Annotated in this window: 29 protein-coding genes; 27 read left to right on the forward strand and 2 right to left on the reverse strand. The window is 36.4% G+C overall.

The window, feature by feature from the left end; all coding sequences use genetic code 11:
• Positions 1–63 precede the first annotated feature (63 nt).
• The 5 genes from gudB (at position 64) to NSS97_RS07905 (ending at position 3,671) form a co-directional block, all read left to right on the forward strand.
• The gene (gudB, locus tag NSS97_RS07885) at positions 64–1,350 is read left to right on the forward strand and encodes an NAD-specific glutamate dehydrogenase (RefSeq protein WP_000225168.1); all 1,287 of its coding nucleotides are present in this window, start codon (positions 64–66) and stop codon (positions 1,348–1,350) included.
• Between the two features lie 80 nt (positions 1,351–1,430).
• Complete coding sequence (locus NSS97_RS07890; RefSeq protein ID WP_002126403.1) at positions 1,431–1,640, forward strand: hypothetical protein; 210 nt, start codon at positions 1,431–1,433, stop codon at positions 1,638–1,640.
• A gap of 94 nt (positions 1,641–1,734) precedes the next feature.
• Entirely contained in the window at positions 1,735–1,971 is a 237-nt protein-coding gene (locus NSS97_RS07895) for a DUF3961 domain-containing protein (protein ID WP_002011789.1), read from the forward strand.
• Positions 1,972–2,050: 79 nt separating this feature from the next.
• Positions 2,051–2,581: a peptidoglycan recognition protein family protein gene (locus NSS97_RS07900; RefSeq protein WP_002011791.1), complete on the forward strand. Its 531-nt coding sequence runs from the start codon at positions 2,051–2,053 to the stop codon at positions 2,579–2,581.
• A gap of 109 nt (positions 2,582–2,690) precedes the next feature.
• Positions 2,691–3,671: a YpdA family putative bacillithiol disulfide reductase gene (locus tag NSS97_RS07905; RefSeq protein ID WP_002030753.1), complete on the forward strand. Its 981-nt coding sequence runs from the start codon at positions 2,691–2,693 to the stop codon at positions 3,669–3,671.
• A 33-nt stretch (positions 3,672–3,704) separates the two neighbouring features.
• Here NSS97_RS07905 and ansA read toward each other — a convergent pair whose 3' ends face one another.
• Entirely contained in the window at positions 3,705–4,679 is a 975-nt protein-coding gene (gene ansA, locus NSS97_RS07910) for an asparaginase (RefSeq protein WP_002030754.1), read from the reverse strand.
• A gap of 213 nt (positions 4,680–4,892) precedes the next feature.
• On the opposite strand from ansA, the gene NSS97_RS07915 reads away from it, so the two are divergent.
• The 5 genes from NSS97_RS07915 to NSS97_RS07935 all read left to right on the forward strand — a co-directional run bounded on the left by NSS97_RS07915 (position 4,893) and on the right by NSS97_RS07935 (position 9,388).
• On the forward strand, positions 4,893–5,066 hold the full coding sequence (locus NSS97_RS07915; RefSeq protein WP_002135263.1) for a DUF5359 family protein: 174 nt from the start codon (positions 4,893–4,895) through the stop codon (positions 5,064–5,066).
• Between the two features lie 130 nt (positions 5,067–5,196).
• Entirely contained in the window at positions 5,197–5,874 is a 678-nt protein-coding gene (cmk, locus tag NSS97_RS07920; protein ID WP_002011798.1) for a (d)CMP kinase, read from the forward strand.
• A gap of 333 nt (positions 5,875–6,207) precedes the next feature.
• Positions 6,208–7,356: a 30S ribosomal protein S1 gene (gene rpsA, locus NSS97_RS07925; protein WP_002126412.1), complete on the forward strand. Its 1,149-nt coding sequence runs from the start codon at positions 6,208–6,210 to the stop codon at positions 7,354–7,356.
• Positions 7,357–7,368: 12 nt separating this feature from the next.
• Complete coding sequence (gene fni, locus NSS97_RS07930) at positions 7,369–8,418, forward strand: type 2 isopentenyl-diphosphate Delta-isomerase (protein ID WP_044438018.1); 1,050 nt, start codon at positions 7,369–7,371, stop codon at positions 8,416–8,418.
• Positions 8,419–8,668: 250 nt separating this feature from the next.
• A complete protein-coding gene (locus tag NSS97_RS07935) occupies positions 8,669–9,388 on the forward strand; it encodes a hypothetical protein (RefSeq protein ID WP_341112105.1) in 720 nt (239 codons plus the stop codon).
• A 210-nt stretch (positions 9,389–9,598) separates the two neighbouring features.
• Here the strand turns inward: NSS97_RS07935 and NSS97_RS07940 are convergent, their stop codons facing one another.
• A complete protein-coding gene (locus NSS97_RS07940; protein WP_000513901.1) occupies positions 9,599–9,733 on the reverse strand; it encodes a YpzI family protein in 135 nt (44 codons plus the stop codon).
• Between the two features lie 117 nt (positions 9,734–9,850).
• On the opposite strand from NSS97_RS07940, the gene NSS97_RS07945 reads away from it, so the two are divergent.
• The 17 genes from NSS97_RS07945 to aroB all read left to right on the forward strand — a co-directional run bounded on the left by NSS97_RS07945 (position 9,851) and on the right by aroB (position 24,464).
• The gene (locus tag NSS97_RS07945; RefSeq protein ID WP_002086626.1) at positions 9,851–10,462 is read left to right on the forward strand and encodes a YphA family membrane protein; all 612 of its coding nucleotides are present in this window, start codon (positions 9,851–9,853) and stop codon (positions 10,460–10,462) included.
• Positions 10,455–11,348: a YIEGIA family protein gene (locus tag NSS97_RS07950; RefSeq protein WP_002086625.1), complete on the forward strand. Its 894-nt coding sequence runs from the start codon at positions 10,455–10,457 to the stop codon at positions 11,346–11,348. Before NSS97_RS07945 ends, NSS97_RS07950 begins: the two co-directional genes overlap by 8 nt.
• Entirely contained in the window at positions 11,345–11,530 is a 186-nt protein-coding gene (locus NSS97_RS07955; RefSeq protein ID WP_002086624.1) for a capping complex subunit for YIEGIA, read from the forward strand. Before NSS97_RS07950 ends, NSS97_RS07955 begins: the two co-directional genes overlap by 4 nt.
• A 124-nt stretch (positions 11,531–11,654) precedes the next feature.
• The gene (der, locus tag NSS97_RS07960; protein WP_002011811.1) at positions 11,655–12,965 is read left to right on the forward strand and encodes a ribosome biogenesis GTPase Der; all 1,311 of its coding nucleotides are present in this window, start codon (positions 11,655–11,657) and stop codon (positions 12,963–12,965) included.
• 18 nt (positions 12,966–12,983) lie between these two features.
• Positions 12,984–14,006 (forward strand): NAD(P)H-dependent glycerol-3-phosphate dehydrogenase, encoded by a 1,023-nt coding sequence (locus NSS97_RS07965; protein ID WP_002011813.1) that lies wholly within the window; start codon positions 12,984–12,986, stop codon positions 14,004–14,006.
• A gap of 116 nt (positions 14,007–14,122) precedes the next feature.
• The gene (locus tag NSS97_RS07970; protein WP_000369753.1) at positions 14,123–14,374 is read left to right on the forward strand and encodes a stage VI sporulation protein F; all 252 of its coding nucleotides are present in this window, start codon (positions 14,123–14,125) and stop codon (positions 14,372–14,374) included.
• Positions 14,375–14,601: 227 nt separating this feature from the next.
• Positions 14,602–14,805 carry a DUF2768 domain-containing protein gene (locus NSS97_RS07975; protein ID WP_002011815.1) on the forward strand — a complete coding sequence of 68 codons (204 nt, stop codon included), beginning with the start codon at positions 14,602–14,604 and terminating at the stop codon, positions 14,803–14,805.
• A gap of 65 nt (positions 14,806–14,870) precedes the next feature.
• Positions 14,871–15,584 carry a hypothetical protein gene (locus NSS97_RS07980; RefSeq protein WP_002126422.1) on the forward strand — a complete coding sequence of 238 codons (714 nt, stop codon included), beginning with the start codon at positions 14,871–14,873 and terminating at the stop codon, positions 15,582–15,584.
• Between the two features lie 242 nt (positions 15,585–15,826).
• Positions 15,827–17,305, forward strand: a complete 1,479-nt coding sequence (gene spoIVA, locus NSS97_RS07985; RefSeq protein ID WP_000416521.1) for a stage IV sporulation protein A — start codon at positions 15,827–15,829, stop codon at positions 17,303–17,305.
• Positions 17,306–17,603: 298 nt separating this feature from the next.
• Positions 17,604–17,876, forward strand: a complete 273-nt coding sequence (locus NSS97_RS07990) for an HU family DNA-binding protein (protein WP_001043860.1) — start codon at positions 17,604–17,606, stop codon at positions 17,874–17,876.
• A 121-nt stretch (positions 17,877–17,997) separates the two neighbouring features.
• Complete coding sequence (gene folE / locus NSS97_RS07995) at positions 17,998–18,567, forward strand: GTP cyclohydrolase I FolE (protein WP_002011819.1); 570 nt, start codon at positions 17,998–18,000, stop codon at positions 18,565–18,567.
• 271 nt (positions 18,568–18,838) lie between these two features.
• Positions 18,839–19,591, forward strand: coding sequence for a heptaprenyl diphosphate synthase component 1 (locus NSS97_RS08000; RefSeq protein ID WP_060751482.1), 753 nt, complete (start codon positions 18,839–18,841; stop codon positions 19,589–19,591).
• A 29-nt stretch (positions 19,592–19,620) separates the two neighbouring features.
• On the forward strand, positions 19,621–20,334 hold the full coding sequence (gene menG, locus NSS97_RS08005) for a 2-heptaprenyl-1,4-naphthoquinone methyltransferase (protein WP_002086620.1): 714 nt from the start codon (positions 19,621–19,623) through the stop codon (positions 20,332–20,334).
• A gap of 38 nt (positions 20,335–20,372) precedes the next feature.
• Positions 20,373–21,335: a heptaprenyl diphosphate synthase component II gene (gene hepT, locus NSS97_RS08010; protein ID WP_002011823.1), complete on the forward strand. Its 963-nt coding sequence runs from the start codon at positions 20,373–20,375 to the stop codon at positions 21,333–21,335.
• Positions 21,336–21,459: 124 nt separating this feature from the next.
• Complete coding sequence (ndk, locus tag NSS97_RS08015; protein WP_000415879.1) at positions 21,460–21,906, forward strand: nucleoside-diphosphate kinase; 447 nt, start codon at positions 21,460–21,462, stop codon at positions 21,904–21,906.
• 300 nt (positions 21,907–22,206) lie between these two features.
• A complete protein-coding gene (gene aroC, locus NSS97_RS08020) occupies positions 22,207–23,379 on the forward strand; it encodes a chorismate synthase (RefSeq protein ID WP_107886940.1) in 1,173 nt (390 codons plus the stop codon).
• A complete protein-coding gene (gene aroB / locus NSS97_RS08025; RefSeq protein WP_002011826.1) occupies positions 23,379–24,464 on the forward strand; it encodes a 3-dehydroquinate synthase in 1,086 nt (361 codons plus the stop codon). Before aroC ends, aroB begins: the two co-directional genes overlap by 1 nt.
• Positions 24,465–24,533 lie beyond the last annotated feature (69 nt).

Below are 24,533 nucleotides of genomic sequence, written 5' to 3' on the forward strand. Positions count from 1 at the left end.
AACGGTGTATACTAGGCAATGAAGGTTTACTAAACAAGTGAAATTACAGGGGGTTTACTTACTATGGTAGCCGAAAAGGGAACTCAAACGAAAACACAACAACAAGGGGAACAACATTTTGAATTGTTAAATTCAACACAAATTGTAATTAATGAAGCATTAGAAAAATTGGGTTATCCAAACGAAGTATATGAATTATTGAAAGAACCAATTCGTATGATGACAGTGAAAATTCCAGTTCGTATGGATGACGGGACTGTTAAAATATTTACAGGATATCGTGCACAACATAATGATGCTGTTGGTCCAACGAAAGGTGGAATTCGCTTCCATCCAAACGTAACAGAAAATGAAGTGAAAGCACTTTCTATTTGGATGAGTTTAAAATGTGGTATTGTTGATTTACCATATGGTGGAGGTAAAGGTGGAATCATTTGTGACCCACGTGAGATGTCTTTCCGTGAATTAGAAAGATTAAGCCGCGGTTATGTACGAGCAATTAGCCAAATTGTTGGTCCGACAAAAGATATTCCGGCTCCAGATGTATTTACAAACTCACAAATTATGGCATGGATGATGGATGAGTATAGCCGTATCGATGAATTTAATTCACCAGGATTTATTACAGGTAAACCACTTGTATTAGGTGGATCACACGGACGTGAAACAGCGACTGCAAAAGGTGTAACAATTTGTATTCGTGAAGCTGCGAAAAAACGTGACATTGATATTAAAGGTGCACGCGTTGTTGTTCAAGGATTTGGTAATGCGGGTAGCTTCTTAGCTAAATTTATGCATGATGCAGGCGCGAAAGTAATTGCAATTTCAGATGCTTACGGTGCATTACATGATCCGAATGGATTAGATATTGACTACTTACTAGATCGTCGCGATAGCTTTGGTACTGTAACAAAACTATTTAATAATACAATTTCAAATACAGAACTGTTAGAACTTGATTGCGACATTTTAGTTCCTGCTGCAATTGAGAACCAAATTACAGAAGAAAATGCTGATAAGATTAAAGCGAAAATTGTGGTTGAAGCTGCAAATGGTCCAACTACATTAGAAGCAACAAAAATCTTAACAGATCGTGGTATCTTACTTGTTCCAGACGTATTAGCAAGTGCTGGTGGCGTTACGGTATCTTACTTTGAGTGGGTACAAAATAACCAAGGTTACTACTGGACTGAAGAAGAAGTAGAACAACGTTTAGAAAAAGTAATGGTAAAATCATTCGATTCAATTTATGAAACATCACAAGTTCGTAAAGTGAACATGCGCTTAGCTGCATACATGATTGGTGTTCGTAAAATGGCTGAGGCTAGTCGCTTCAGAGGTTGGGTATAATATATAATGTTTTGAGAAAACGTGATTTCCTTTCGAGGGAATCGCGTTTTTTTGTTGAAGTATTAAATGAGGTGTTGTATATGGGGAATGAAATAATGGAACGAGTAGACCAATTAGAAGAAAAGGTTAAGGTGTTAGAGGGTGAACTTGCAAGAGCTAAGAGAGCCCGAAAAACAAGTGTCGTTCGGGTGTTCGGCGAAGGATTATTATTTTTAATATTTGGTGCAGTTGTAGTTGGACCAATTATCGCGTTTATATTCACAATTATTACTTGGTTTGGTGAAAAATAGAATAAAAAATAAAAAAGAACGCTTGTTCTGCACGAACAAACGTGCTATACTTTCCTTAGATAAGCAAAACGGAAATGATTTTAAGGAGAGATAAATGATGAAAATGACAGTAGACCAAAGATTTATGATGCCAGCAGATGTTGTAGAACGAGTGGAAGTATTACGAAACAAACAAAGCAAGCGTGGCACATTATTACAATCGGTAAATAAATTTTTCGGTTTAGATACGAAAGAAGATTGTATTTGGTTTTACGGTTTTTACGGAGTGGCTGTAAGTATTGTATTATTTATGGTATTCACATCAAATATTTTCGATGTTCTCTTCGCATAAGAAATATGCCATAAGGACATTGCCACCGAATACATATATAAGGAAGTAAGGTAATTTTTTAGAGCGGGAGTTGGTAGTAATGGCGATGTTCCCTATAGAGCGTAACTATATTGGGTATGGAAATTCACGACCAGGAATTCCTCTTTCAAAAGTAAGATTTATTGTAAGTCATGACACGGGGAACCCTGGTAGCAATGCGATAGGAAATCGGGATTACTTTAATGAAATACAACCGAAAGCTTCAGCGCATACATTTATTGATGATAAAACAATATTAGAAATTGTCCCTATAAATGAAGTTGCGTACCATGTTCGATACAATGTGCCAACGGATAATGAGTTATTCGGTTATGATGCGAATAAGGCTGCAATTGGGGTTGAACTTTGCTATGGTGGCGACGTAAACTTTTGGGAGGCGTATACTCGTTTTACGTGGTATCACGCTTATTTATGTCAAAATTTCGGTTTAAATCCTAAAAAGGCTATTGTGTCACACAAAACGTTGGATCCTACTCGGAAAATCGATCCTGAGAATGTATTAGGGCAACAAGGAATTAAATTTCAGCAGTTTTTAGCAGATGTCTATCGGATGTATGTTTCGTTTAGATGACAAATATATGAAAAATGAATACAATAAAGATAGATGCCTACTGCTGTAAGTAGGTTTTTTCTTGTTTATATAAATAGAGCAGAGGTAGAAGACTAGGAGTGAACTAAGTATGCAAAAAGAAACAGTTATTATTATCGGAGGCGGTCCATGCGGATTAGCAGCGGCGATTTCGTTGCAAAAAGTGGGGTTAAATCCGTTAGTAATCGAAAAAGGAAACATTGTAAATGCAATTTATAATTATCCAACTCATCAAACATTTTTCTCCTCTAGTGAAAAATTAGAAATTGGTGAAGTTGCTTTTATTACAGAAAATCGTAAGCCATTTCGTAATCAGGCGCTTGCGTATTATCGTGAAGTAGTAAAGCGTAAATCTATACGTGTAAATGCATTTGAACGAGTGGAACAAGTTCAAAAAGATGGTGATGTTTTTAAAGTTGAAACGACGAAGCGTGACGGAAACAAAGAAATATATGTTGCGAAATACATTGTTGTCGCAACTGGATATTATGATAATCCGAATTATATGAATGTACCTGGTGAGAAACTTGAGAAAGTAGCTCATTATTTCAAAGAAGGACACCCTTATTTTGATCGAGATGTCGTTGTAATAGGTGGTAAAAATTCAAGTATAGATGCAGCGTTAGAGCTTGTTAAATCGGGTGCACGTGTAACAGTTCTATACCGTGGTGGGGAATACTCGCCAAGTATTAAGCCGTGGATTTTGCCGGAATTTGAGGCGTTAGTACGAAATGGGACAATTCAAATGCATTTCCATGCGCATGTAAAAGAAATTACTGAGCATACGTTGACGTATACAGTAGATGGTGAGGCAAATACAATTCAAAACGATTTTGTATTTGCTATGACGGGTTACCATCCAGACCACAGCTTCTTAACAAAAATGGGAGTTCGGATTGATGAAGAAACAGGGCGCCCGATTTATATAGAGGGTAGTATGGAAACAAACGCTGAAAATATTTTTATTGCAGGTGTAATTGCTGCGGGGAATAACGCAAATGAAATATTTATCGAGAACGGTAGATTCCATGGAGATGCGATTGCGCAAACCATTGCATCAAGAGAAGAATAAAAAGAAGCTGTCGAAATCTTCGACAGCTTCTTTTTAATCGTGCATAAACATATGTTGGATTGTTTCGTGAGAGTTTGTGTTTTCTAGTGCGACTAGTAATTTAATTCGCGCCTTTTGAGCGTTTAAACCGTAGGTGAAAACAATGCCCATATCTTTTAATTGTTTTCCGCCACCTTCATAAGAGTATACGTCTTGAACGATACCGTTAAAGCAGCGTGAAACTAATACAATTGGAATGCCTTTTTCTATTAATCGCCCTAGACTAGGAAGTGTTCTTGGAGGTAAATTACCTTGTCCAAGTGCTTCAATAACAATTCCGTCTACTGGTAGTGTTTCGATTGCTGATAATAATGTATCATCCATACCTGCGTATGCTTTTAGAACGACAACGTTTTTAGAAATCTGTCGTACTGTGCATGTTTCGTGATGCACTAAAGCATGATGGAAAACAACACCACGTTTTGTTACCATGCCAATTGGTCCGTACTGTGGACTTTGGAATGTCGCGACATTACTTGTGTGCGTTTTTGTTACATTTGTAGCACAATGTATTTCGTCATTTAATACGACTAGAACGCCTTTTTCAGCAGCTTCATTACTACTAGCAACTTTTACAGCTGATAAGAAATTATATAGACCATCGGCACCTAATTCATTACTAGAACGCATTGCCCCTGTCACAACGATTGGGATAGTTGCTTGAACTGTTAAATCAAGAAAATAAGCTGTCTCTTCTAATGTATCGGTACCATGCGTGATGACTACGCCATGAATATCGTCTTGTTTTACTCTTTCGTCAATGATGACTTGCAATTGTAGCATTTCGCTAGGAGTCATGTGAGGAGATGGAAGATGGAACACATCTTCGACAATTAAATCAACATCGCCTTCTAAATCAGGAATGAATTTTAAAAGAGGATTCTTTTTACCTGGTTGTACGACCCCAGTTTCTTTATCTTCCTCCATTGCAATTGTTCCACCTGTGTGTAAAACTAGGATTCTTTTCAATGCTTATACCCCTTTCAAGTTGAAAAATACATTTAGAACATAACATGTTTTGAGTAAATTCGACAATGAAAATGTATAAAAGTATGCTTAGAAAATGACAATAAAATAAATTACCTTAAGTGTGCTCCGGTAAGTGGTTATTAGGTTAGGTTTTGTTTATGGGAATTTATGAGAGTAGATGTGTAAGTGTAGAGAGGGAAGGAGTGAGTTTTTTTGAAAAAAGTGGAGAAAATTATAATTCGTATATTACTGATTCAATTTATTTTTCTTTCTGTCGTCCAACTGCTTTTTATACATAAATCTTCAGTGAAATATTTATCGAAAATTGTTTATTACGAAGGTGTCGTCACGAAAAATAAGGCGGAAATCTTACAGGTGAATAAGTAGTTTTCATTTTCTTCTATGATGGATTATGCTACAATTATTGAGGATTTAATGACGTGAGGCAAATGAGAAGAAGCAGGGGGAAAATACCTGCTTTTCGTTTTGTTTTATAAGTGAAAAATGAGGTGTTACAATGGATAAACGAATTTCGATTGCTATAGATGGTCCAGCGGCTGCTGGGAAAAGTACAGTGGCAAAAGTTGTTGCAAAAAAACTTTCATATGTTTACATTGATACAGGCGCAATGTACCGTACTATTACATATGCAGCCCTTGAACAAAAAGTGGATATTGAAAATGAAGAAAAGTTAATGGAAGTTGTAAAAAATGTAAATATTGAATTCCAGCAAGGGGAAAATACACAACTTGTATTTTTAAATGGACAAGATGTTTCTGAAGTGATTCGTACGCCAGATGTGACGAATCGTGTATCTATTGTAGCAAAGCATCGTCTTGTTCGTGAAGAAATGGTACGTCGTCAACAAGGATTAGCTAAAAAAGGCGGCGTAGTAATGGATGGCCGTGATATTGGTACACATGTACTACCAGATGCTGAAGTGAAAATCTTTATGCTTGCTTCTGTAGAAGAAAGAGCGGAAAGAAGACATTTAGAAAATATGAATAAAGGTTTCGATTCTAATTTAGAGCAGTTAAGAGAAGAAATTGCTAGGCGTGATAAATTAGATTCAGAACGCGAAGTTTCTCCTTTGAAAAAAGCTGATGATGCATTGGAATTAGATACAACTTCTTTATCAATTGAAGAAGTTGTCCAAAAAATTATGGGTATTGTTTCAGGAGTATTTGCGAAATAAAGAAAGAGGACTATCCTCTTTCTTTTTTTTTTTTTTTGAAATGTAAAGGATAAGTGAATTATAAGTCTCTTTTCTTGACAAATGGGCTAATTTGTAAGAAGTTAGTTACAGAGGAAAAAAACTGTCAGAATATATTCGCTATTATATTTCAAATCATACTTTCTTCAAGATGATTTTGCTGTATACTATTTATATAGATTTAATATAGTTTCTTGTGAACTGTATTGAAACAGAATATGTGATGATAAATTCTTAAACATGCAAATGAAAACATTTGTTTTCATTTCGTATATACATAAAAATGCTTTGTCAATTCTGTAGGGAGGTATTTCCATGGTAGAGAAAATGAATGAAGAAGTTATGAATTCAAAAGAATTACAAGTTGGTGACGTTGTTACAGGTTCTGTAACGAAAGTTGAAGAGAAACAAGTTCTTGTAAATGTTGGATACAAAACAGATGGCGTAATTCCGATTAGTGAATTAGCTAACGTTCATATTGAAAAAGCAAGCGATGTTGTAGAATTAGATCAAACACTTGAATTGAAAATTATTAAATTAGAAGATGATGATCTTGTTTTATCTAAGAGAGCTGTTGACGCAGAAAAAGCGTGGGTAGAATTACAAGAAAAATTTAATTCTGGTCATGTATTTGATGTTATTGTAAAAGATATCGTGAATGGTGGGTTAGTTGTGGACCTTGGTGTTCGTGGTTTTATCCCAGCTTCACTTGTAGAAGTACATTATGTAGAAGACTTTGCTGACTATAAAGGAAAAACATTAGCGGTGAAAATTGTTGAATTAGACCGTGAAAAAAATCGTGTTATTCTTTCACATAAAGCGGTAGTAGAACTAGAACTAGATTCTAAGAAAAAAGAAGCAATTTCTTCGTTAAAAGAAGGGGATATTGTTGAAGGAACAGTACAACGATTAACGGATTTTGGTGCTTTCGTTAACGTTGGTGGTGTGGACGGTTTAGTTCACATTTCACAAATTTCACACGAACGTGTAGAGCAACCTTCTGAGGTATTAGAGCAAGGTCAAAAGGTAAAGGTAAAAGTGTTATCTGTTGATGCTGATACGCAACGTATTTCTTTATCAATTAAAGCAGCTCAGCCAGGACCTTGGGAAAATGTTGCTGGCGAAATAAAAGCTGGAGATATTCGTGAGGGAGTAGTAAAACGCCTTGTTACATTCGGTGCGTTTGTTGAAATTTTACCTGGTGTTGAAGGGCTTGTACATGTATCTCAAATTGCAAATCGTCACGTGAAAAATCCAAATGAAGTATTGGAAATGGGACAAGAAGTAAAAGTGAAAGTACTTGAAGTCCATGTAGCAGAAAAACGTATTTCTTTAAGCATAAAAGAAACGCTTGAAGAAAATAATGTAACAGAAGATTATAGCCAATATGAGCCAAATGCTGATTCGGCTACTTTCCAGTTAAGTGATATTATTGGTGAACAACTGAAAAAATTAAAGAAATAAAGAGGGGTACAAGTGGTAAGGGCAAAACGTAAATTAGATCATATTGAATATGCTCTTTCTACTGGTCAGTCTCGTACGCATGGCTTTCATGATATTGATTTTGTGCATCAAAGCTTGCCAAATTCAAGTTATGACACTATAACATGTGAAACAAAAATCGGCGAACTTTCACTAAGTTCGCCGATTTTTATCAATGCGATGACTGGTGGTGGAGGAGAGCAAACATTACATATTAATGAGCAATTAGCATATGTAGCGAAACATCATAACCTTGCTATGGCTGTAGGTTCGCAAATGGCAGCTTTAAAAGATGAAAGTGAAGCGGCTTCGTATAAAGTTGTTAGGAAAGTAAATCCGAATGGGATTTTTTTCGCAAACTTAGGAAGTGAGGCAACTGTCGAACAGGCAGAGCGTGCCGTTGATATGATTGAAGCGAATGCACTGCAAATTCATTTAAATGTCATACAGGAGTTAACGATGCCAGAAGGAGACCGTGATTTTACTGGTGTACTTCAGCGGATTGAGAAAATAGTTTTAAAAAGTAAAGTACCTGTCATCGTAAAAGAAGTCGGTTTTGGAATGAGTAAGGAAACAGTACAACAGTTAGCGAATATAGGTATAACAGCAATTGATATTGGCGGACAAGGTGGTACGAATTTTGCTGCTGTTGAAAATGAAAGAAGACAGCGAATGCTTTCTTATTTTAATAACTGGGGCATACAAACAGCTACCTCGATTATTGAAGCAACCTCTACAAATAATAACCTCTCTTTTATTGCATCTGGGGGTATACAAACAGCACTTGACGTGGCGAAGGCAATCGCATTAGGGGCGAATACAACTGCGTTTGCTGGATACTTTTTACGTATTTTAATGCAAGATGGTGTTGAGAATTTAGTGGGTGAAATTGATCTTTTACATACAGATTTAAAGTTTATTATGACAGCTCTTGGCGTGAAGACGATAGAAGAGTTTCAATCTGTACCTCTTGTTGTAAAAGGTGAAACGTACCATTGGTTAGCGCAGCGAGGGATTGACACTGCACATTATAGTAGGCGATAAAAAATCAACCATCCGGTTGATTTTTTTGCGTTTTATTTTCGTAAAATGAAGAGGGGAGGCGAGAAGTTATCATTCTATATAATTCTATAAATGGAAAAAAGAGAGAGTTTACATTATAATAAAAGTATATATAAATATCGTACAGAAAAGCTAAAATTGAAAAAAAGGGTTATAGAAATGAAGAAATGTAAAAAATATGCCGCTGAATTATTGGAGTATTCTTACTTTTGCCATGTTTGTGGAGAGAAACATGGCAAAAGTAAGAAAGTATTCCTCTCTATATAGCTGGTTAGCGATAAAACAAGATAAGAGATTGCTATTTAAGAGTCAAAAGAAACAAGGGAAAATTTACTATAATTTTGAGGATGAGGATGTTAATAAAAAAGGAGATAATGTATCTTCAAATAGTAAAAATACAATAGGACGCATTACATATAATAGTGAAGATTTTAACATCCATGCACGAAATATAAGAGAAGATACAGCGGTTTCTGGATATAAGAAAAAGGTTGGAATTTCATTAACTTCAAATGTAAGAGAAGGAGATTCTAGTTCAACAACAGCACAATCAGCAATTAAAACGGCGAATATTGCAATTGCAGTCGGGAATAAATTGTATAGGAATCCAACGGTGAATGCAGGAAGTGGAATAGAAGCACTAATTTTGCCAAGGGAATTAGGAGAAGACAAAAATCCATCGGAAGATTCGTATACAATTTATTATTTTAATATACCAAATGAAGTTAGTTTAAGTAATGCTGAAGTAGTATTACTTTCTGATCAAGGAAATACCATTGTGAGTAGGGAAATTAAAGGAGAAAAAGAAGATATTGTAGGTGCGAAAAAAGAGGTTGAGCGAAAGTTAAATGAGATAAGAGAGACGGATTATGTACGTGTAGAGGTAAAGAGTAAAGATCCTTCTCTACATACGTATTATGTTATTACATATTCTAAAAAACAACAGGTGTAGTTACGATTAATGCCTCGTTGAGTGATAGGGTTTATAATGCGAAAACAAAAGAATTATATTACGAGTAGAAATAAATAAAATAATCGTGTAAAAAGACGGTTTCGTACAATATCGAAACCGTCTTTTTGTATTGCCTATTTGAGGGCGGCTCGATTGGTGTGGGCTAATAATCAGTGGGGATGGATACCCCCCACTGAAGTTTCACTTTATTTAATGCTGATTCTGCTTTCGAGCTTGCTCCGGTGTATCAAGACTTGTTGCACCGGGATATTGAAGTGATTGGTCGCGATCAGATTCAACGCGGCGTGATTCTCTTAGCTTTCGTTCTTGGCGATCTTTACCCATTGTGAGTTACACCTCCTTATTAAAAGTTTTGCTGTTATGAGAAAAACTATGCACAAAGAAAAGGAGGATTAACTTTCATAAAAAGTTCCCATAATGGAAATCATAGGAGGTGAAATGATGGATGGGAGTACTTTTTATTTTGTTGCTTGGATAGGGTGGATTGTCGTGACCTTTTTTATGAAAAAGGAATCTATTCGTTGGAAGATAAGTGCTTGTATATTAATTTTTATTATTTGTTCTCCGTTAAATGTGACGATTGCTTCTTTCACAATATCGGTAAATGCCCTTTTGCTTTGTATTATTTCTTTTGTAGGTATCGCGTTATATTCTATTTGGAAAAAATTATATACCTTACTTTCGGCACTTATTATTGCAATGTTATATACAAGCTTTCATTTGTTAGAAGTATATGATCCAATTTGGATTGTGGTTGATAGGTTGTTGCTGTTAAGTGGTGCACTTGTGTATGCATCGGTTTTATTGCACGGGGATCGCATATTACGATTATGCTCCTTATATATAGGGATGTTACAAGGAGAATTATTGGTGACGCTGATTTTTCGTAAATTACATTTTCCTTATGAATACGGCAGTTTAGCTTTTTTAGATGTTGCTGCTGTTTCCACTTTATTTATGGCGATTTTACTTTGGATTACAAAGGCATCGGTATATATGGAACAATTTAAGAGGAAAACACGTAAAAGAAAGGCGAGGGTAATACATGACTGAATATACACCAGCTATTTTATGTGGCGTAATTGCAGGTACAATAACTAGGTTGTTAATGCTTCGTACCGATACGAGACAATATCCGACGAGGCTTCACGGGAAAATTATTCATATCGCGATGGGATTAATTGCGGCTGCCTTAGGAGCAATTGCGATTCCGTCTGTTTTGAAAAAAGATTTCTCTGCAATTACATTTCTTACGTTAGCAGCGACGCAATTTCGTGATGTGCGCAATATGGAAAGAAATACACTTCAACAATTAGATGGATATGAGCTCGTACCACGTGGTAATACATACATTGAAGGAATTGCATTAGTATTTGAAAGTCGTAACTACTTGGCGATGTTAACGTCGTTTGTAACAACGTTTGCGTATATAGGATTCGATTCATGGATTGCCGGGGTAATTACTGGTATAGTAAGTTTTTTCATTGCGAAAAAATTAATGTCAGGTAAAAGACTTCATGATCTTGTAGAAATAGAGCACGTTCCACTTCGTTTTGAAGGAGCGGGACTTTATATTGATAATATTTACATTATGAATATTGGATTGCCAGCAAGGCAAGAAGAAATTATGAAATATGGAATGGGATTTATTTTAAAACCGAAATCGATAGATGCGATGGTTACAATCTCAAACTTAGGACAACGGCAAGCTATTTTACATGATGTTTCGGTTGCTTTAGGAATATATAGAGATTCTGGAACGCCGGCACTTGTACCGTTAGCGAAGCGTGATTTAGAGGATGGGAGAGTTGGGATTTTTGTTCTGCCGCAAGATCAAGATGCAGAAAAAGCGATAGGGGTAATCGGAAATGTACCAACATTAGAGAGTGCTGTTCATATGTCATCAGAAGCTCCGAAAGGAAGGGGAGATAAGAGATGATGTTAGAAAGTGTTATTCTCGCAGTCATTACAACAACGCCAGAGAAATTTGCAGGTGGTGCCCCTTTATTTATTTGCGAGTCGACAGAGGAACTGGAATTTGTTGCAAATAATTTAGAGGCTATTTTAGATGGTATTGCACATCGCTTACAAGATAATGTATATATTATTGTGAAACATTAGTAACGTGTGGTATAATGTGAGGTGTTTTGATACGTTGAGAAATATTCTGGAATGCAAATCCCTTCTTGCACAAAGAAGGGTTTTTTACATAATAAACAGAAGCAAGTTGAAAGGATGAAAGTATATGCCGAAACCAGTAATAGCGATAGTAGGCCGCCCGAACGTAGGGAAATCTACTATTTTCAATAGAATTGTTGGAGAAAGAGTTTCAATCGTAGAAGATATACCAGGTATAACGCGAGACCGTATTTATAGTGCGGGAGAATGGTTAAATCATGAGTTTAACATTATTGATACAGGTGGAATTGATATTGGAGACGAGCCGTTCTTGACACAAATTCGTCAACAGGCGGAAGTAGCGATTGATGAAGCAGATGTTATCATTTTTATGACGAATGGTCGCGATGGTGTAACTGCAGCAGATGAAGAAGTTGCTAAAATTTTATACCGTTCTAAAAAACCAATTGTACTTGCGGTAAATAAGGTTGATAATCCAGACATGCGTAGTGATATTTATGATTTTTATGCATTAGGATTTGGCGAGCCATTCCCGATTTCAGGTACACACGGTTTAGGACTTGGTGATTTGTTAGATGAAGCTGCAAATCATTTTCCAAAGATTGAAGAAGAAGCGTATGACGATGAAACAATCCGTTTCTCTTTAATTGGACGTCCAAACGTAGGGAAATCATCACTTGTAAATGCACTTCTTGGTCAAGAACGTGTAATTGTAAGTAATATAGCGGGAACGACACGTGATGCTGTTGATACACCATATAGTAAAGATGACCAAGATTATGTAATCATCGATACAGCTGGTATGCGTAAAAAAGGGAAAGTATACGAAAGTACAGAAAAGTATAGTGTACTTCGTGCACTTAGAGCGATTGAACGTTCTGACGTTGTTTTAGTCGTTTTAGACGGAGAAGAAGGAATTATTGAGCAAGATAAAAAAATCGCTGGATATGCTCATGATTCAGGACGAGCTGTTATTATCGTTGTAAACAAATGGGATGCAGTGAAAAAAGATGAAAAAACAATGAAAGCATTTGAAGAAAACATTCGTGCTCATTTCCAATTTTTAGAGTATGCACCGATTGTATTCTTATCTGCGAAAACGAAAAAGCGTACACAAACGTTATTACCGGTTATCAATGAGGTAAATGAAAGCCATAGCATCCGTGTACAAACGAATGTATTAAATGATGTAATTATGGATGCGGTAGCGATGAATCCAACGCCGACACATAATGGTAGCCGTCTGAAAATCTTCTATGCGACACAGGTTGCGGTAAAACCACCAACATTTGTTATATTTGTAAATGATACAGAATTAATGCACTTTTCATATGAGCGCTTCTTAAAGAACCGTTTACGTGAAGCGTTCGGTTTTGTAGGAACGCCGATTCACATTATCGCTAGAGCAAGAGACTAATGGAGAGGATGTGATTTTATGACAAAAATCACAGTAATAGGAGCAGGTAGCTGGGGAACAGCGTTAGCGATGGTATTAGCTGACAATGGGCATGATGTACGTATTTGGGGAAACCGTCCTGAACTCATGAATGAAATTAATACGAAGCGTGAGAACAGTAGATATCTTCCAGGGATTACATTGCCAAGCACAATCGTAGCCTACTCTTCTTTAGAAGAAGCATTAGTAGATGTAAATACAGTACTGCTAGTAGTACCGACGAAAGCGTACCGAGACGTATTGCAAGAGATGAAAGAAATTGTTACAGAGCCAATTACTTGGATTCATGCAAGTAAAGGAATCGAACCAGGTACGTCAAAACGTATTTCGGAAGTGATTGAGGAAGAAATTCCAGAGAGCTTGATTAAGGATGTTGTTGTACTATCTGGGCCGAGTCACGCTGAAGAAGTTGGATTGCGTCAAGCGACAACTGTTACGTCTGCAGCAAAGCGTATGGAAGCGGCTGAGGGAGTACAAGATTTGTTTATGAATAGCTATTTCCGTGTATATACAAACCCAGATATCGTTGGAGTTGAACTTGGTGGTGCTTTAAAAAATATTATTGCACTAGCTGCGGGGATATCTGACGGGCTTGGATTAGGTGATAATGCGAAAGCGGCATTAATGACACGTGGTTTAACAGAGATTGCTCGTTTAGGAAGAAAAATGGGCGGAAATCCGTTAACGTTTGCTGGTCTAACTGGTATGGGAGACTTAATTGTAACTTGTACAAGTGTGCATAGCCGAAATTGGCGCGCTGGAAATATGCTTGGAAAAGGGCACTCTTTAGAAGAAGTGCTAGAAAGTATGGGTATGGTTGTAGAAGGTGTAAGAACAACGAAAGCTGCTCATGAATTGGCGGAGAAAATGGAAGTTGAAATGCCGATTACAGCTGCTTTATATGACGTGCTGTTCAATGGGAATAATGTGAAAGATGCAGTAGGCTCATTGATGGGACGTGTTCGAAAACATGAAGTTGAAGCGATACCTGATTTGTTATAAAGAAAGCGGTAGAAGTACATTTCGTACTTCTACCGTTTTTTATTTTTTATGGGTCTTTTCACCAATTTTTCATCTCTGCATAGGATGAAGAGTAACTTGAGGAGAGGGTGAAAAGAATGGATAACAACATTTTTAATAACATTGAAAAAGAAGCGAAAGTGAACAAAGAAGATATTTTTAAATTAGCGTCGTCTGTTCAAAATGCGAACTTACGTGATGAGACAGTGCTTCGCCAATTGATTCATCAAGTTGCTCTAATGGCAGGACGCGAAGTGCCGAAAGAGCAAGAGGATCAAATTGTAAAAGCGATTATTAACAATAATATGCCGGCGGATTTTGGTTCGTTAAGTAAAATGTTTAAAAAATAAATTATGAGAAACAAAGAGTTTAGAGAATGCATATGATAGTTATGAAAGAATGGGAATAGAGCTGTTAAGGGCATATTTGGTCAACCGAAGCGCATCATTTCGTGCTTCGGTTTTATTATTTTAAATAAAAATCATCAATTCACGGAAAAATGATGATTTTTATTTGTTTAAAGATTTTAATTTGTTAAAATAGTATAAAAATAGATTGAAAGTAAAGGGGTGTATATATGTCGGAAGGGCTTATGAAAATGTGGTTTGCTTTAGGGGCAATTGGATTTATGTTTCTTGCAGTAAGTTTTATTTTATTGAGTAGGCATAAAATGAAGAATAAATTTTTGAAAGGGATTACAGCTTTAGTAGCGTACACCCTCATGATTGTATCGGGAATTGTTATTTTCCTTGTTGTATTTAGTGGCCCTATTGAGCAATAAAGGATGTGTAGTCGGTAAATGTTACAAAAGCAACAGTCCATACTAGCATGAAAAGGTGATTGTCAGTGAAAAAAATCCATATTATTTTAATATTTTGTTGCATGAGCATTTTAACAGGGTGTATGTATCCAAGAGAAAATATGAAACAAAGTGCTATTCCTTATGAAGACCAGTTGCAAGTTGTACAAAAAGCCATTAATACATATAAGGAGCAAACGGATGGTTTATTACCAATTAAGACGCGTGATATGAGTACGCCGATTTATCAGAAGTATCCAATTGATTTTCAAAAAATTGCTCCAAGGTACATACAAGAGGCACCAGGGAATGCGTATGAAAGTGGTGGAGTATATCAATATGTATTAATAGATGTTGAAAAAAATCCGACAGTAAAGTTAATTGATGTGAGAATGGCGGAACAAATTCAAGAAGTGGCATTGAAGCTAAGAATGTATCGTGATGAACATCAATATCCACCTTTTAAAAAAGTGATCACAGATGGTGTTTATGAATTAGACTTCAAAAAACTGGGATATAAAGATGTACCACAAGTGACAAGTCCGTACTCAGGAAAAGGTCTCCCTCTTGTAATTAATGAAAAAGGAGAATTGTTTGTTGATTATAGAATCGACTTATATGAAGCGTTGAAAAAAAATGAAGGACAATTTAAAGAAGGTGAAGATATCCGGAGTATACTATCGAAGGATTCCCCGTTTGTTCCTGCATACTCTTTGCCGTATACAGTAAAAAATGGAGAACCAATTTTTTTGAAATCATAAGTCATGAACCTTTCTTTTAGTGAATAAGTTCTAGAAGAAAGGTTTTTTATGTTATACAACTTGCGATGCAAACAAAAGGTATTTTTAAATAGTCATATGAAATTGGACAAAATTATATGATATATTGTCCGAACTTCTAGAATACCATTATATTATATCAGATATTATAGGCAACGTTAGAGAAGGTATTAGTTGACTATAAACGTGGAATTATTCCCAAAAATATTGAGGGAGGGAATCACTTGGAAAAGGTAGATATTTTTAAAGATATTGCGGAACGCACAGGCGGTGATATTTATTTTGGAGTTGTAGGAGCTGTTCGAACAGGGAAATCAACATTTATTAAAAAGTTTATGGAACTTGTTGTTATTCCCAATATTGAAAATGAGTCAGACCGTCAAAGAGCGCAGGATGAACTGCCTCAAAGTGCTGCTGGTCGTACAATAATGACGACGGAACCGAAGTTTGTTCCAAACCAAGCGGTTTCTATCGAAGTAGATGAAGGTCTTGAAGTGAATATTCGATTAGTAGATTGTGTTGGATATACGGTTCCAGGAGCAAAAGGCTATGAAGATGAGAATGGTCCGCGCATGATTAATACTCCTTGGTATGAAGAGCCTATTCCATTCCATGAAGCTGCAGAAATCGGAACACGTAAAGTAATTCAAGAGCATTCAACAATTGGTGTCGTTATTACAACAGATGGAACAATTGGTGAAATTCCAAGAAGAGATTATATAGAGGCAGAAGAACGCGTTGTAAATGAGTTAAAAGAAGTAGGAAAGCCTTTCATTATGATTATCAATACTGTACAGCCATACCATCCAGATACGGAGCAGTTACGTCAAAGTTTATCAGAAGAATATGATATCCCAGTAATTGCGATGAGTGTAGAGAGTTTAAGAGAAACAGATGTGTATAACGTACTGCGAGAAGCATTATTCGAGTTCCCGGTTTTAGAAGTGAATGTAAACCTTCCGAGCTGGGTAATGGTGCTAAATGAAGGGCATTGGTTACGCCAAAGTTATCAGGAAGCGGTTCAAGAGACTGTAAAGGATATAAAACGTCTTCGTGATGTGGACCGTGTCGTTTGGCAGTTTAGTCAATATGAATTTATTGATCGAGCAAGTCTAGCTGGCATCGATATGGGGCAAGGTGTGGCAGAGATTGATTTATATGCGCCAGATGAATTGTATGATCAAATTTTAAAAGAAGTAGTAGGAGTAGAGATTCGAGGGAAAGATCATTTATTAAAGCTTATGCTCGATTTATCTCATGCGAAAACAGAGTATGACCAAGTGGCGGATGCCCTGCGGATGGTAAAACAAACCGGATATGGAGTAGCAGCGCCTGCATTAGCTGATATGAGCTTAGATGAACCGGAAATTATTCGTCACGGCTCAAGGTTCGGTGTTAAATTAAAAGCGGTTGCGCCGTCTATTCATATGATTAAAGTGGATGTAGAATCAACATTTGAACCAATTATCGGTACTGAAAAACAAAGTGAAGAACTAGTTCGTTACTTGATGCAAGATTTTGAAGATGACCCGCTATCAATTTGGAATTCTGATATATTTGGGCGCTCTCTTAGCTCTATTGTTAGAGAAGGAATTCAAGCGAAGTTATCTCTAATGCCAGAAAACGCTCGTTATAAATTAAAAGAAACGCTAGAAAGAATTATTAATGAAGGATCTGGCGGATTAATTGCGATTATATTATAAGAAAAAAATCCCTCTAATTGTAGAGGGATTTTTTTCTTTTTGAGTACGTAATAGAAAAATAAACAGTCATTATCTAATATTTTGTTGTAAATTGTCAAGTTTCATCAGAATTTCACATTTTTAGAGTAACAATTTCCTTAAAAATATTGAATTATAAAGGAGAATCGTATAATATAGGCGTTGATAATGATTTATCTACATCTTTGTAGTATAGAATTTGTAAAAATTGCCTACAAATGAAAGTAAGACTCATTTTATGATCATTATACAGTCTTATCTTTGGGAGGAGGTGAATGGCATGAACAAGACAGATTTAATCAATGCTGTTGCAGAAGCAAGTTCCCTTTCTAAAAAGGACGCAACAAAAGCAGTGGACGCTGTTTTTGATTCTATCTTAGAAGCTTTAAAACAAGGTGATAAAGTACAACTAATCGGATTCGGTAACTTCGAAGTTCGTGAGCGTGCGGCTCGTAAAGGTCGTAACCCACAAACAGGTGAGGAGATTGAAATCGCTGCAAGTAAAGTACCTGCATTCAAACCTGGTAAAGCGTTAAAAGATGCGGTTAAATAATCCTTACATATTAACAGGGAAGAAGAGTTTCCTTTTTGGAAACTCTTCTTTTTGCTTTTAAAAACATAAATATGCTAGAATGTGTTCGTATCACTTTTAGGTTTTTCGGGAGGGCTAGCGGATGGCAAAAGTTAATTTAGAACAAATTGAACATGCAGTACGTCTTATTTTAGAGGCAATCGGAGATGACCCAAATCGCGAGGGAGTACTTGATACACCGAAACGTGTTGCGAAAATGTACGCAGAAGTATTCTCAGGAATGCATGAGGATCCGAAAGAGCATTTACACAAAGTATTCGGAGAAGACCACGAAGAGCTTGTGCTAGTAAAAGATATACCATTCTATTCGATGTGTGAGCATCATCTTGTTCCGTTTTATGGAGTTGCTCACGTTGCATATATTCCGCAAGGTGGAAAAGTAACGGGACTAAGTAAATTAGCTCGTACTGTAGACACAATTGCGCGTCGTCCACAACTACAAGAACGTATTACATCAACAGTAGCTAACTCTATTATGGAAGTACTAGAGCCGCATGGTGTAATGGTAGTAGTAGAAGCAGAGCATATGTGTATGACGATGCGTGGTGTGAAAAAGCCTGGTGCGAAAACAGTAACGACTGCAGTGCGCGGCGTGTTAGAAAATGATGCAGCAGCACGTAGTGAAATTTTATCGTTTATTAAGACGAATTAAAGAAGAGCGGGAAACTGCTTTTCTTTTTTTTATATACAAAAAAATGATATAGTTTTAATGTTAAAGAGCAAGAATATAAAGGTTGAAAATTACTTCTGCCTTTTGTGTAAATGAATGTTTGTAGTTGTTAGAGACGAAGATAACTTGTATGAATAAAAGTTGAGGCTTTATTCGGTGGCAGTTTGGCAGAAGTAGCCAAGTTTTGATTATAGAAAATAGAATGTATGTGTTATAATAAATTTTATGAATTAGAAAACAAGGGTGATTTTTTGTGTGTGACATCTACGGAGGGTATGCGGGTATTAAAGAGAAATTGATGGAGAAATTACGCCATCCTTATTTTATAAACTATATTGAAGAACCATTTATTGATGAAGAAAAAATAGCGCTGTTATACGGTGCATTAAAAAGTGCAAATATACATAAAGAACAAATTGATCATTATGTCGTAACGATTATGCTTGTACAAATTGCTCTTGATACACATGAAAAAGTATCAAATAAAGCAAACGAAGAGACGAGTGGATTCCATAAGCGTCGTCAATTGACAGTTCTTGCAGGGGATTATTATAGTGGTCTATACTATTACTTATTGTCAATGAATTGTGATATTATCTTAATTCGTGCACTTGCTGAAGGAATTAAGGAGATTAATGAACATAAAATTATGCTGTATCAAAAAGCACATGTGACGATTCAAGACATAATGGAAAGTGTAGTAATAATTGAATCTGCGCTTTTGCAAAAAACATGTGATCATTTTCAGTTATCTAATTGGAAACCATATATAACTTATGTGTTAGGAAAAAATCGTCTTCAAAAAGAGTGTCAATTGTATGCTGATAAACAAAATTCACCTGTTTTTCAAGCAGTCCAAAAAATCTCATTGGATGATGATAAAAATTTGGAAACAGTTATTAATGAATGGCTTATGGAAATGAGAAAGCAAGAAGAAAAAATTTTAGAGAATCATACAGAAGTTAATGAGATAATTTCTATGTTAAGAGATAAATCAAGGACATAAGCAACTTTACATTGGAAGAAGGTACGAGCATGCAACAATCAAAAGAAGAAAGAGTACATGACGTATTTGAGAAAATTTCTGATAAATACGATGTGATGAATTCTGTAATTAGTTTTCAAAGGCATAAGGCATGGCGCAAAGAAACGATGCGAATTATGGATGTGAAACCCGGGAGTAAGGCACTTGATGTATGCTGCGGGACGGCAGATTGGACAATTGCACTAGCGGGAGCTGTAGGTGAAGATGGGAAGGTTTACGGTTTAGACTTTAGCGAAAATATGCTAGCTGTCGGTAAACAAAAGGTAGAAGCTTTAGAATTAAAGCAAGTAGAACTTATGCATGGAAATGCAATGGAACTTCCTTATGAAGATAATACGTTTGATTATGTAACGATTGGTTTTGGGTTACGTAACGTTCCGGATTACATGCAAGTATTAAAAGAAATGACGCGTGTAGTAAAGCCTGGTGGAAAAGTAATTTGCCTGGAAACATCTCAACCAACGATGATAGGTTTTCGTCAAGGATATGTCTTATACTTTAAATATATCATGCCGTTATTTGGAAAGATGTTTGCGAAAAGTTATAAAGAATATTCATGGCTTCAGGAATCTGCTAGTACATTCCCAGGGATGAAAGAGTTAGCACGTATGTTTGAAGAAGCTGGGCTTAAGAATGTGCAAGTGAAACCATTTACTTTTGGTGTAGCAGCTATGCATTTAGGTATTAAACCAGAATCAAAATAGAAAATAGAAAAAAGACGTTTTAGGTTAAGGTGAACAATATGAAGTTACAACTTATGTACTCTTTTTTACGATCGGATATTAATGTTATAGAAAAAGAATTGAAGAAGACAGTTGCTTCTGAGCAGCCGTTAGTAGAAGAAGCGGCATTACAGCTTATTGAAGCAGGTGGGAAGCGGATTCGCCCTGTTTTTGTTTTGCTTGCAGGGAAATTTGGGGATTATAAGTTAGATGCAATTAAGCATGTTGCGGTTGCATTAGAACTAATTCATATGGCTTCGCTTGTTCACGATGATGTCATTGATGCTGCGTTTTTACGACGCGGTAGCGCAACAGTGAATGCGAAATGGGGAGATCGTATTGCAATGTATACAGGAGACTACTTGTTTGCGAAGTCTCTTGAATGTATAACAAATATAGAAATTCCAGATGCACATCAAGCGTTGTCTCATACAATTTTAGAAGTTTGTAAAGGTGAAATCGAACAAATTAAAGATAAGTATAACTATGATCAAAATTTAAGAACGTATTTAAGAAGGATAAAACGAAAAACAGCATTGTTAATCGCCGCAAGTTGTCAGTTGGGGGCAATTGCTGCTGGTGCTAATCGCGATACTGTAAATCGTCTATTTTGGTACGGATATTTTGTTGGTATGTCTTATCAAATTATTGATGATATTTTAGATTTCGTATCGACAGAAGAGAAGCTTGGAAAGCCTGCTGGTGGTGATTTATTACAAGGTAACATTACATTACCTGTTTTGTATGCCATGGAAGATCCAGTTCTTCGTCAAAAAATTACATCTGTGCATGAAAATACAACAGCAAGTGAAATGAAAGAAATTATTGATGATATTAAAGCGAGCGAAGCTATTGATAAAGCATTTTCGTTTAGTGAACGTTATTTACATAAAGCATTAGAAATAATAAAACCACTCCCTCGTGGACAGGCGAAGTATGCGTTGCAAAATGTCGCAAAGTATATTGGAAAACGAAAATTTTAGTGTTTTGTCTAAAAAATAAAATAATCTCTCTATTTCAAAACTATTGCGCAATTGTGATAAGGGTGTTAATATGTGTGTGGGGATATACAATTACATACATAATTCAGAAGTGGAGAGATTTTTTATGGAAAAAACATTTCTAATGGTAAAACCAGACGGTGTACAACGTGCCTTCATTGGGGAAATTGTAGCTCGTTTTGAGAAAAAGGGCTTTCAATTAGTTGGTGCAAAATTAATGCAAGTTACTCCGGAAATTGCTGAACAACACTACGGTGAGCATAAAGAAAGACCTTTCTTTGGTGAATTAGTAGACTTTATTACATCTGGTCCTGTATTCGCAATGGTATGGCAAGGTGAAGGTGTAGTAGATACAGCACGCAATATGATGGGTAAAACACGACCACATGAAGCTGCTCCTGGAACAATTCGTGGAGATTTCGGTGTAACTGTTGCGAAAAACATTATCCACGGTTCGGATTCTTTAGAAAGTGCAGAACGCGAGATTGCTATTTTCTTTAAGGAAGAAGAATTAGTAGACTACTCAAAATTAATGAATCAATGGATTTACTAATTATTTTGAAATAATTTGTAAACGCTTTAATAACTGTGATAATAGTAAAAAGTGCGAGAAGAATAGGGGTATTCTTCTTGCACTTTTTTTATTTCAATCAGTTACGAAGTTAGGACTGTTATGATATATTGGTATGTAAAGTAAAAGGTCTAATATTATGAAAATAATCGAACAATTACAAGTAGGGAAAGCAAACATTCGATTTACTATATAATTTCTTTGTATTTTAAAGAGTGATGGAAGGTAATATAGCTGCTTTATGTAGCGGGATAAATACATATGCGAAAAGAGGAATAACGTATGCGATATATTACAGCTGGTGAATCCCACGGTCCGCAACTTACGACAATTTTAGAAGGTGTTCCGGCAGGGTTATCTTTAGTAGCGAATGATATAAATGAAGAATTAGCTAGAAGACAAAAAGGATATGGACGCGGTAGACGCATGCAAATTGAGAAAGACCAAGTACAAATTGTAAGTGGTGTTAGGCATGGGAAGACGATGGGGTCACCGATTGCACTTGTTGTTGAAAATCGTGATTTTACACATTGGACAAAGGTTATGGGTGCAGAGCCGTTAACTGAGCAGGAAGAGAAAGAAATGAAAAGGCAAGTTACGAAACCTAGACCTGGACACGCAGATTTAAATGGTGCGATTAAATATGGTCATAGAGATATGAGGAATGTATTAGAGCGTTCTTCAGCACGTGAAACGACAGTTCGTGTTGCAGCTGGTGCAGTTGCAAAAAAAATATTAGCGGAATTAGGTATACAAGTAGCGGGACATGTTATCGAGATTGGTGGTGTACAGGCAGCAAATATTAAATATAACTCTATTGTGGAATTACAAAGTACTACAGAAGCATCTCTTGTACGTTGCTTAGATGAAGAGGCCGGTAAAAAGATGATGCAAGCAATTGATGATGCGAAGGCAAATGGTGATTCTATCGGTGGTATTGTTGAAGTAGTTGTAGAAGGAATGCCAATTGGAGTAGGTAGCTATGTACATTATGATAGAAAATTAGATGCAAAATTAGCAGCGGCAATTATGAGTATTAACGCTTTTAAAGGTGTTGAAATTGGAATTGGTTTTGAAGCAGCACATAGACCTGGAAGTGAAGTGCATGATGAAATCCTTTGGGATGAAGTGCAAGGGTACAGAAGAAAAACGAACAATGCAGGTGGATTAGAAGGTGGCATGACAACTGGTATGCCGGTTGTTGTGCGCGGTGTTATGAAACCGATACCGACATTATATAAACCGCTTCAAAGTGTTGATATTGATACGAAAGAACCTTTTACAGCGAGTATTGAACGTTCAGATAGTTGTGCAGTGCCAGCAGCTAGCGTTGTGGCTGAATCTGTTGTGGCTTGGGAGCTCGCAACAGCTTTAATTGAACAATTTGGATTAGATCGTATCGATCTTATACGTGAAAATATTAAGAAACATAATGAATATGCGAGGGGATTTTAATGGAGAACATACATATTCAAACGAAATCAAAAGAATATGATGTACATGTTGGAAGGGAGGCGTTGTCACACTTAACAACGCTTATTCAAAAAATGAATCCTGCAGTATCTAACATAATGATCATTTCTGATGAAGCTGTTGCATCACTGCATTTACAGACAGTTGTTGATGCATTGCAAGTAGAGCAAAAAGTATTTTCGTTTGTTGTACCGAGTGGCGAAAAAGAGAAGTCTTTTGAAAATTTCTATGAGGCTCACACTTCGGCTCTTGAAAATAAATTAGATAGAAATTCTTTAATCATCGCACTTGGAGGCGGAATGATTGGAGATTTGGCTGGATTTGTTGCCGCGTCGTTTATGCGTGGTATTCGCTTTGTCCAAGTTCCAACGACTTTATTAGCTCACGATAGCGCAGTAGGCGGGAAAGTAGCAATTAACCATCCACTAGGAAAAAATATGATTGGAGCGTTTCATCAGCCAGAAGCTGTTGTATATCATACGCCATTTTTACATTCACTTCCTGAAAAAGAGTGGCGATCAGGTTATGCAGAAGTGATAAAGCATGCTCTTATTGGTGATGTAGAGCTATATCATTGGTTAAAAGAAGAAGTGCAAACGTTAACGGATCTTCGTGATGAAAAGTTAATTCATATATTAACGAAGGCGATTCCTGTGAAAGCGAATATTGTGTCGCAAGACGAAACAGAAAAAGGTGTACGTGCCCATTTGAATTTTGGGCATACGTTAGGACATGCTCTTGAAAAAGAGTTAGGATATGGGAATATTACTCACGGTGATGGAGTAGCGGTTGGCATGCTATTTGCTATGTTTTTAAGTGAGCAAGTGTACAAAGTTGATCTTTCTTATGAAGAAATGAAGCAGTGGTTCTTGAAATACGGTTATCCAAAAATGCCAAGTGACTTGAATGTAGAACGTCTCGTTCAGTTGATGAAACAAGATAAAAAAGCAAATGCTGGAACAATTCATATGGTGCTTATGCAGGAATATGGGGGAGTGAATGTCGTATCTATTTCAGATGAGACTGTTCATATTGCGTTAGAAGCATTTCAAAAGGATATGGTGTAAAAAGTCATAGAACAGGTATGAAATGCATATTTAAAGGTATTCTCGTAATGGTGACGGTTATGATTAAAG

Source organism: Bacillus sp. FSL R12-0074, assembly GCF_038005725.1.
GTDB lineage: Bacteria > Bacillota > Bacilli > Bacillales > Bacillaceae_G > Bacillus_A > Bacillus_A mycoides.

Coding starts and splice junctions, on each gene's coding strand:
- NSS97_RS07955 (WP_002086624.1), top strand. CDS start 11,345: ATGATGTTAGAAAGTGTTATTCTCGCAGTCATTACAACAACGCCAGAG.
- menG (WP_002086620.1), top strand. CDS start 19,621: ATGCAACAATCAAAAGAAGAAAGAGTACATGACGTATTTGAGAAAATT.
- NSS97_RS07975 (WP_002011815.1), top strand. CDS start 14,602: ATGTCGGAAGGGCTTATGAAAATGTGGTTTGCTTTAGGGGCAATTGGA.
- NSS97_RS07940 (WP_000513901.1), bottom strand. CDS start 9,733: ATGGGTAAAGATCGCCAAGAACGAAAGCTAAGAGAATCACGCCGCGTT.
- NSS97_RS07950 (WP_002086625.1), top strand. CDS start 10,455: ATGACTGAATATACACCAGCTATTTTATGTGGCGTAATTGCAGGTACA.
- NSS97_RS07905 (WP_002030753.1), top strand. CDS start 2,691: ATGCAAAAAGAAACAGTTATTATTATCGGAGGCGGTCCATGCGGATTA.
- hepT (WP_002011823.1), top strand. CDS start 20,373: ATGAAGTTACAACTTATGTACTCTTTTTTACGATCGGATATTAATGTT.
- rpsA (WP_002126412.1), top strand. CDS start 6,208: ATGGTAGAGAAAATGAATGAAGAAGTTATGAATTCAAAAGAATTACAA.
- NSS97_RS07935 (WP_341112105.1), top strand. CDS start 8,669: ATGGCAAAAGTAAGAAAGTATTCCTCTCTATATAGCTGGTTAGCGATA.
- NSS97_RS07990 (WP_001043860.1), top strand. CDS start 17,604: ATGAACAAGACAGATTTAATCAATGCTGTTGCAGAAGCAAGTTCCCTT.
- der (WP_002011811.1), top strand. CDS start 11,655: ATGCCGAAACCAGTAATAGCGATAGTAGGCCGCCCGAACGTAGGGAAA.
- ndk (WP_000415879.1), top strand. CDS start 21,460: ATGGAAAAAACATTTCTAATGGTAAAACCAGACGGTGTACAACGTGCC.
- NSS97_RS07900 (WP_002011791.1), top strand. CDS start 2,051: ATGGCGATGTTCCCTATAGAGCGTAACTATATTGGGTATGGAAATTCA.
- folE (WP_002011819.1), top strand. CDS start 17,998: ATGGCAAAAGTTAATTTAGAACAAATTGAACATGCAGTACGTCTTATT.
- aroB (WP_002011826.1), top strand. CDS start 23,379: ATGGAGAACATACATATTCAAACGAAATCAAAAGAATATGATGTACAT.
- cmk (WP_002011798.1), top strand. CDS start 5,197: ATGGATAAACGAATTTCGATTGCTATAGATGGTCCAGCGGCTGCTGGG.
- aroC (WP_107886940.1), top strand. CDS start 22,207: ATGCGATATATTACAGCTGGTGAATCCCACGGTCCGCAACTTACGACA.
- NSS97_RS07890 (WP_002126403.1), top strand. CDS start 1,431: ATGGGGAATGAAATAATGGAACGAGTAGACCAATTAGAAGAAAAGGTT.
- NSS97_RS07895 (WP_002011789.1), top strand. CDS start 1,735: ATGATGAAAATGACAGTAGACCAAAGATTTATGATGCCAGCAGATGTT.
- NSS97_RS07970 (WP_000369753.1), top strand. CDS start 14,123: ATGGATAACAACATTTTTAATAACATTGAAAAAGAAGCGAAAGTGAAC.
- NSS97_RS07965 (WP_002011813.1), top strand. CDS start 12,984: ATGACAAAAATCACAGTAATAGGAGCAGGTAGCTGGGGAACAGCGTTA.
- gudB (WP_000225168.1), top strand. CDS start 64: ATGGTAGCCGAAAAGGGAACTCAAACGAAAACACAACAACAAGGGGAA.
- NSS97_RS07945 (WP_002086626.1), top strand. CDS start 9,851: ATGGATGGGAGTACTTTTTATTTTGTTGCTTGGATAGGGTGGATTGTC.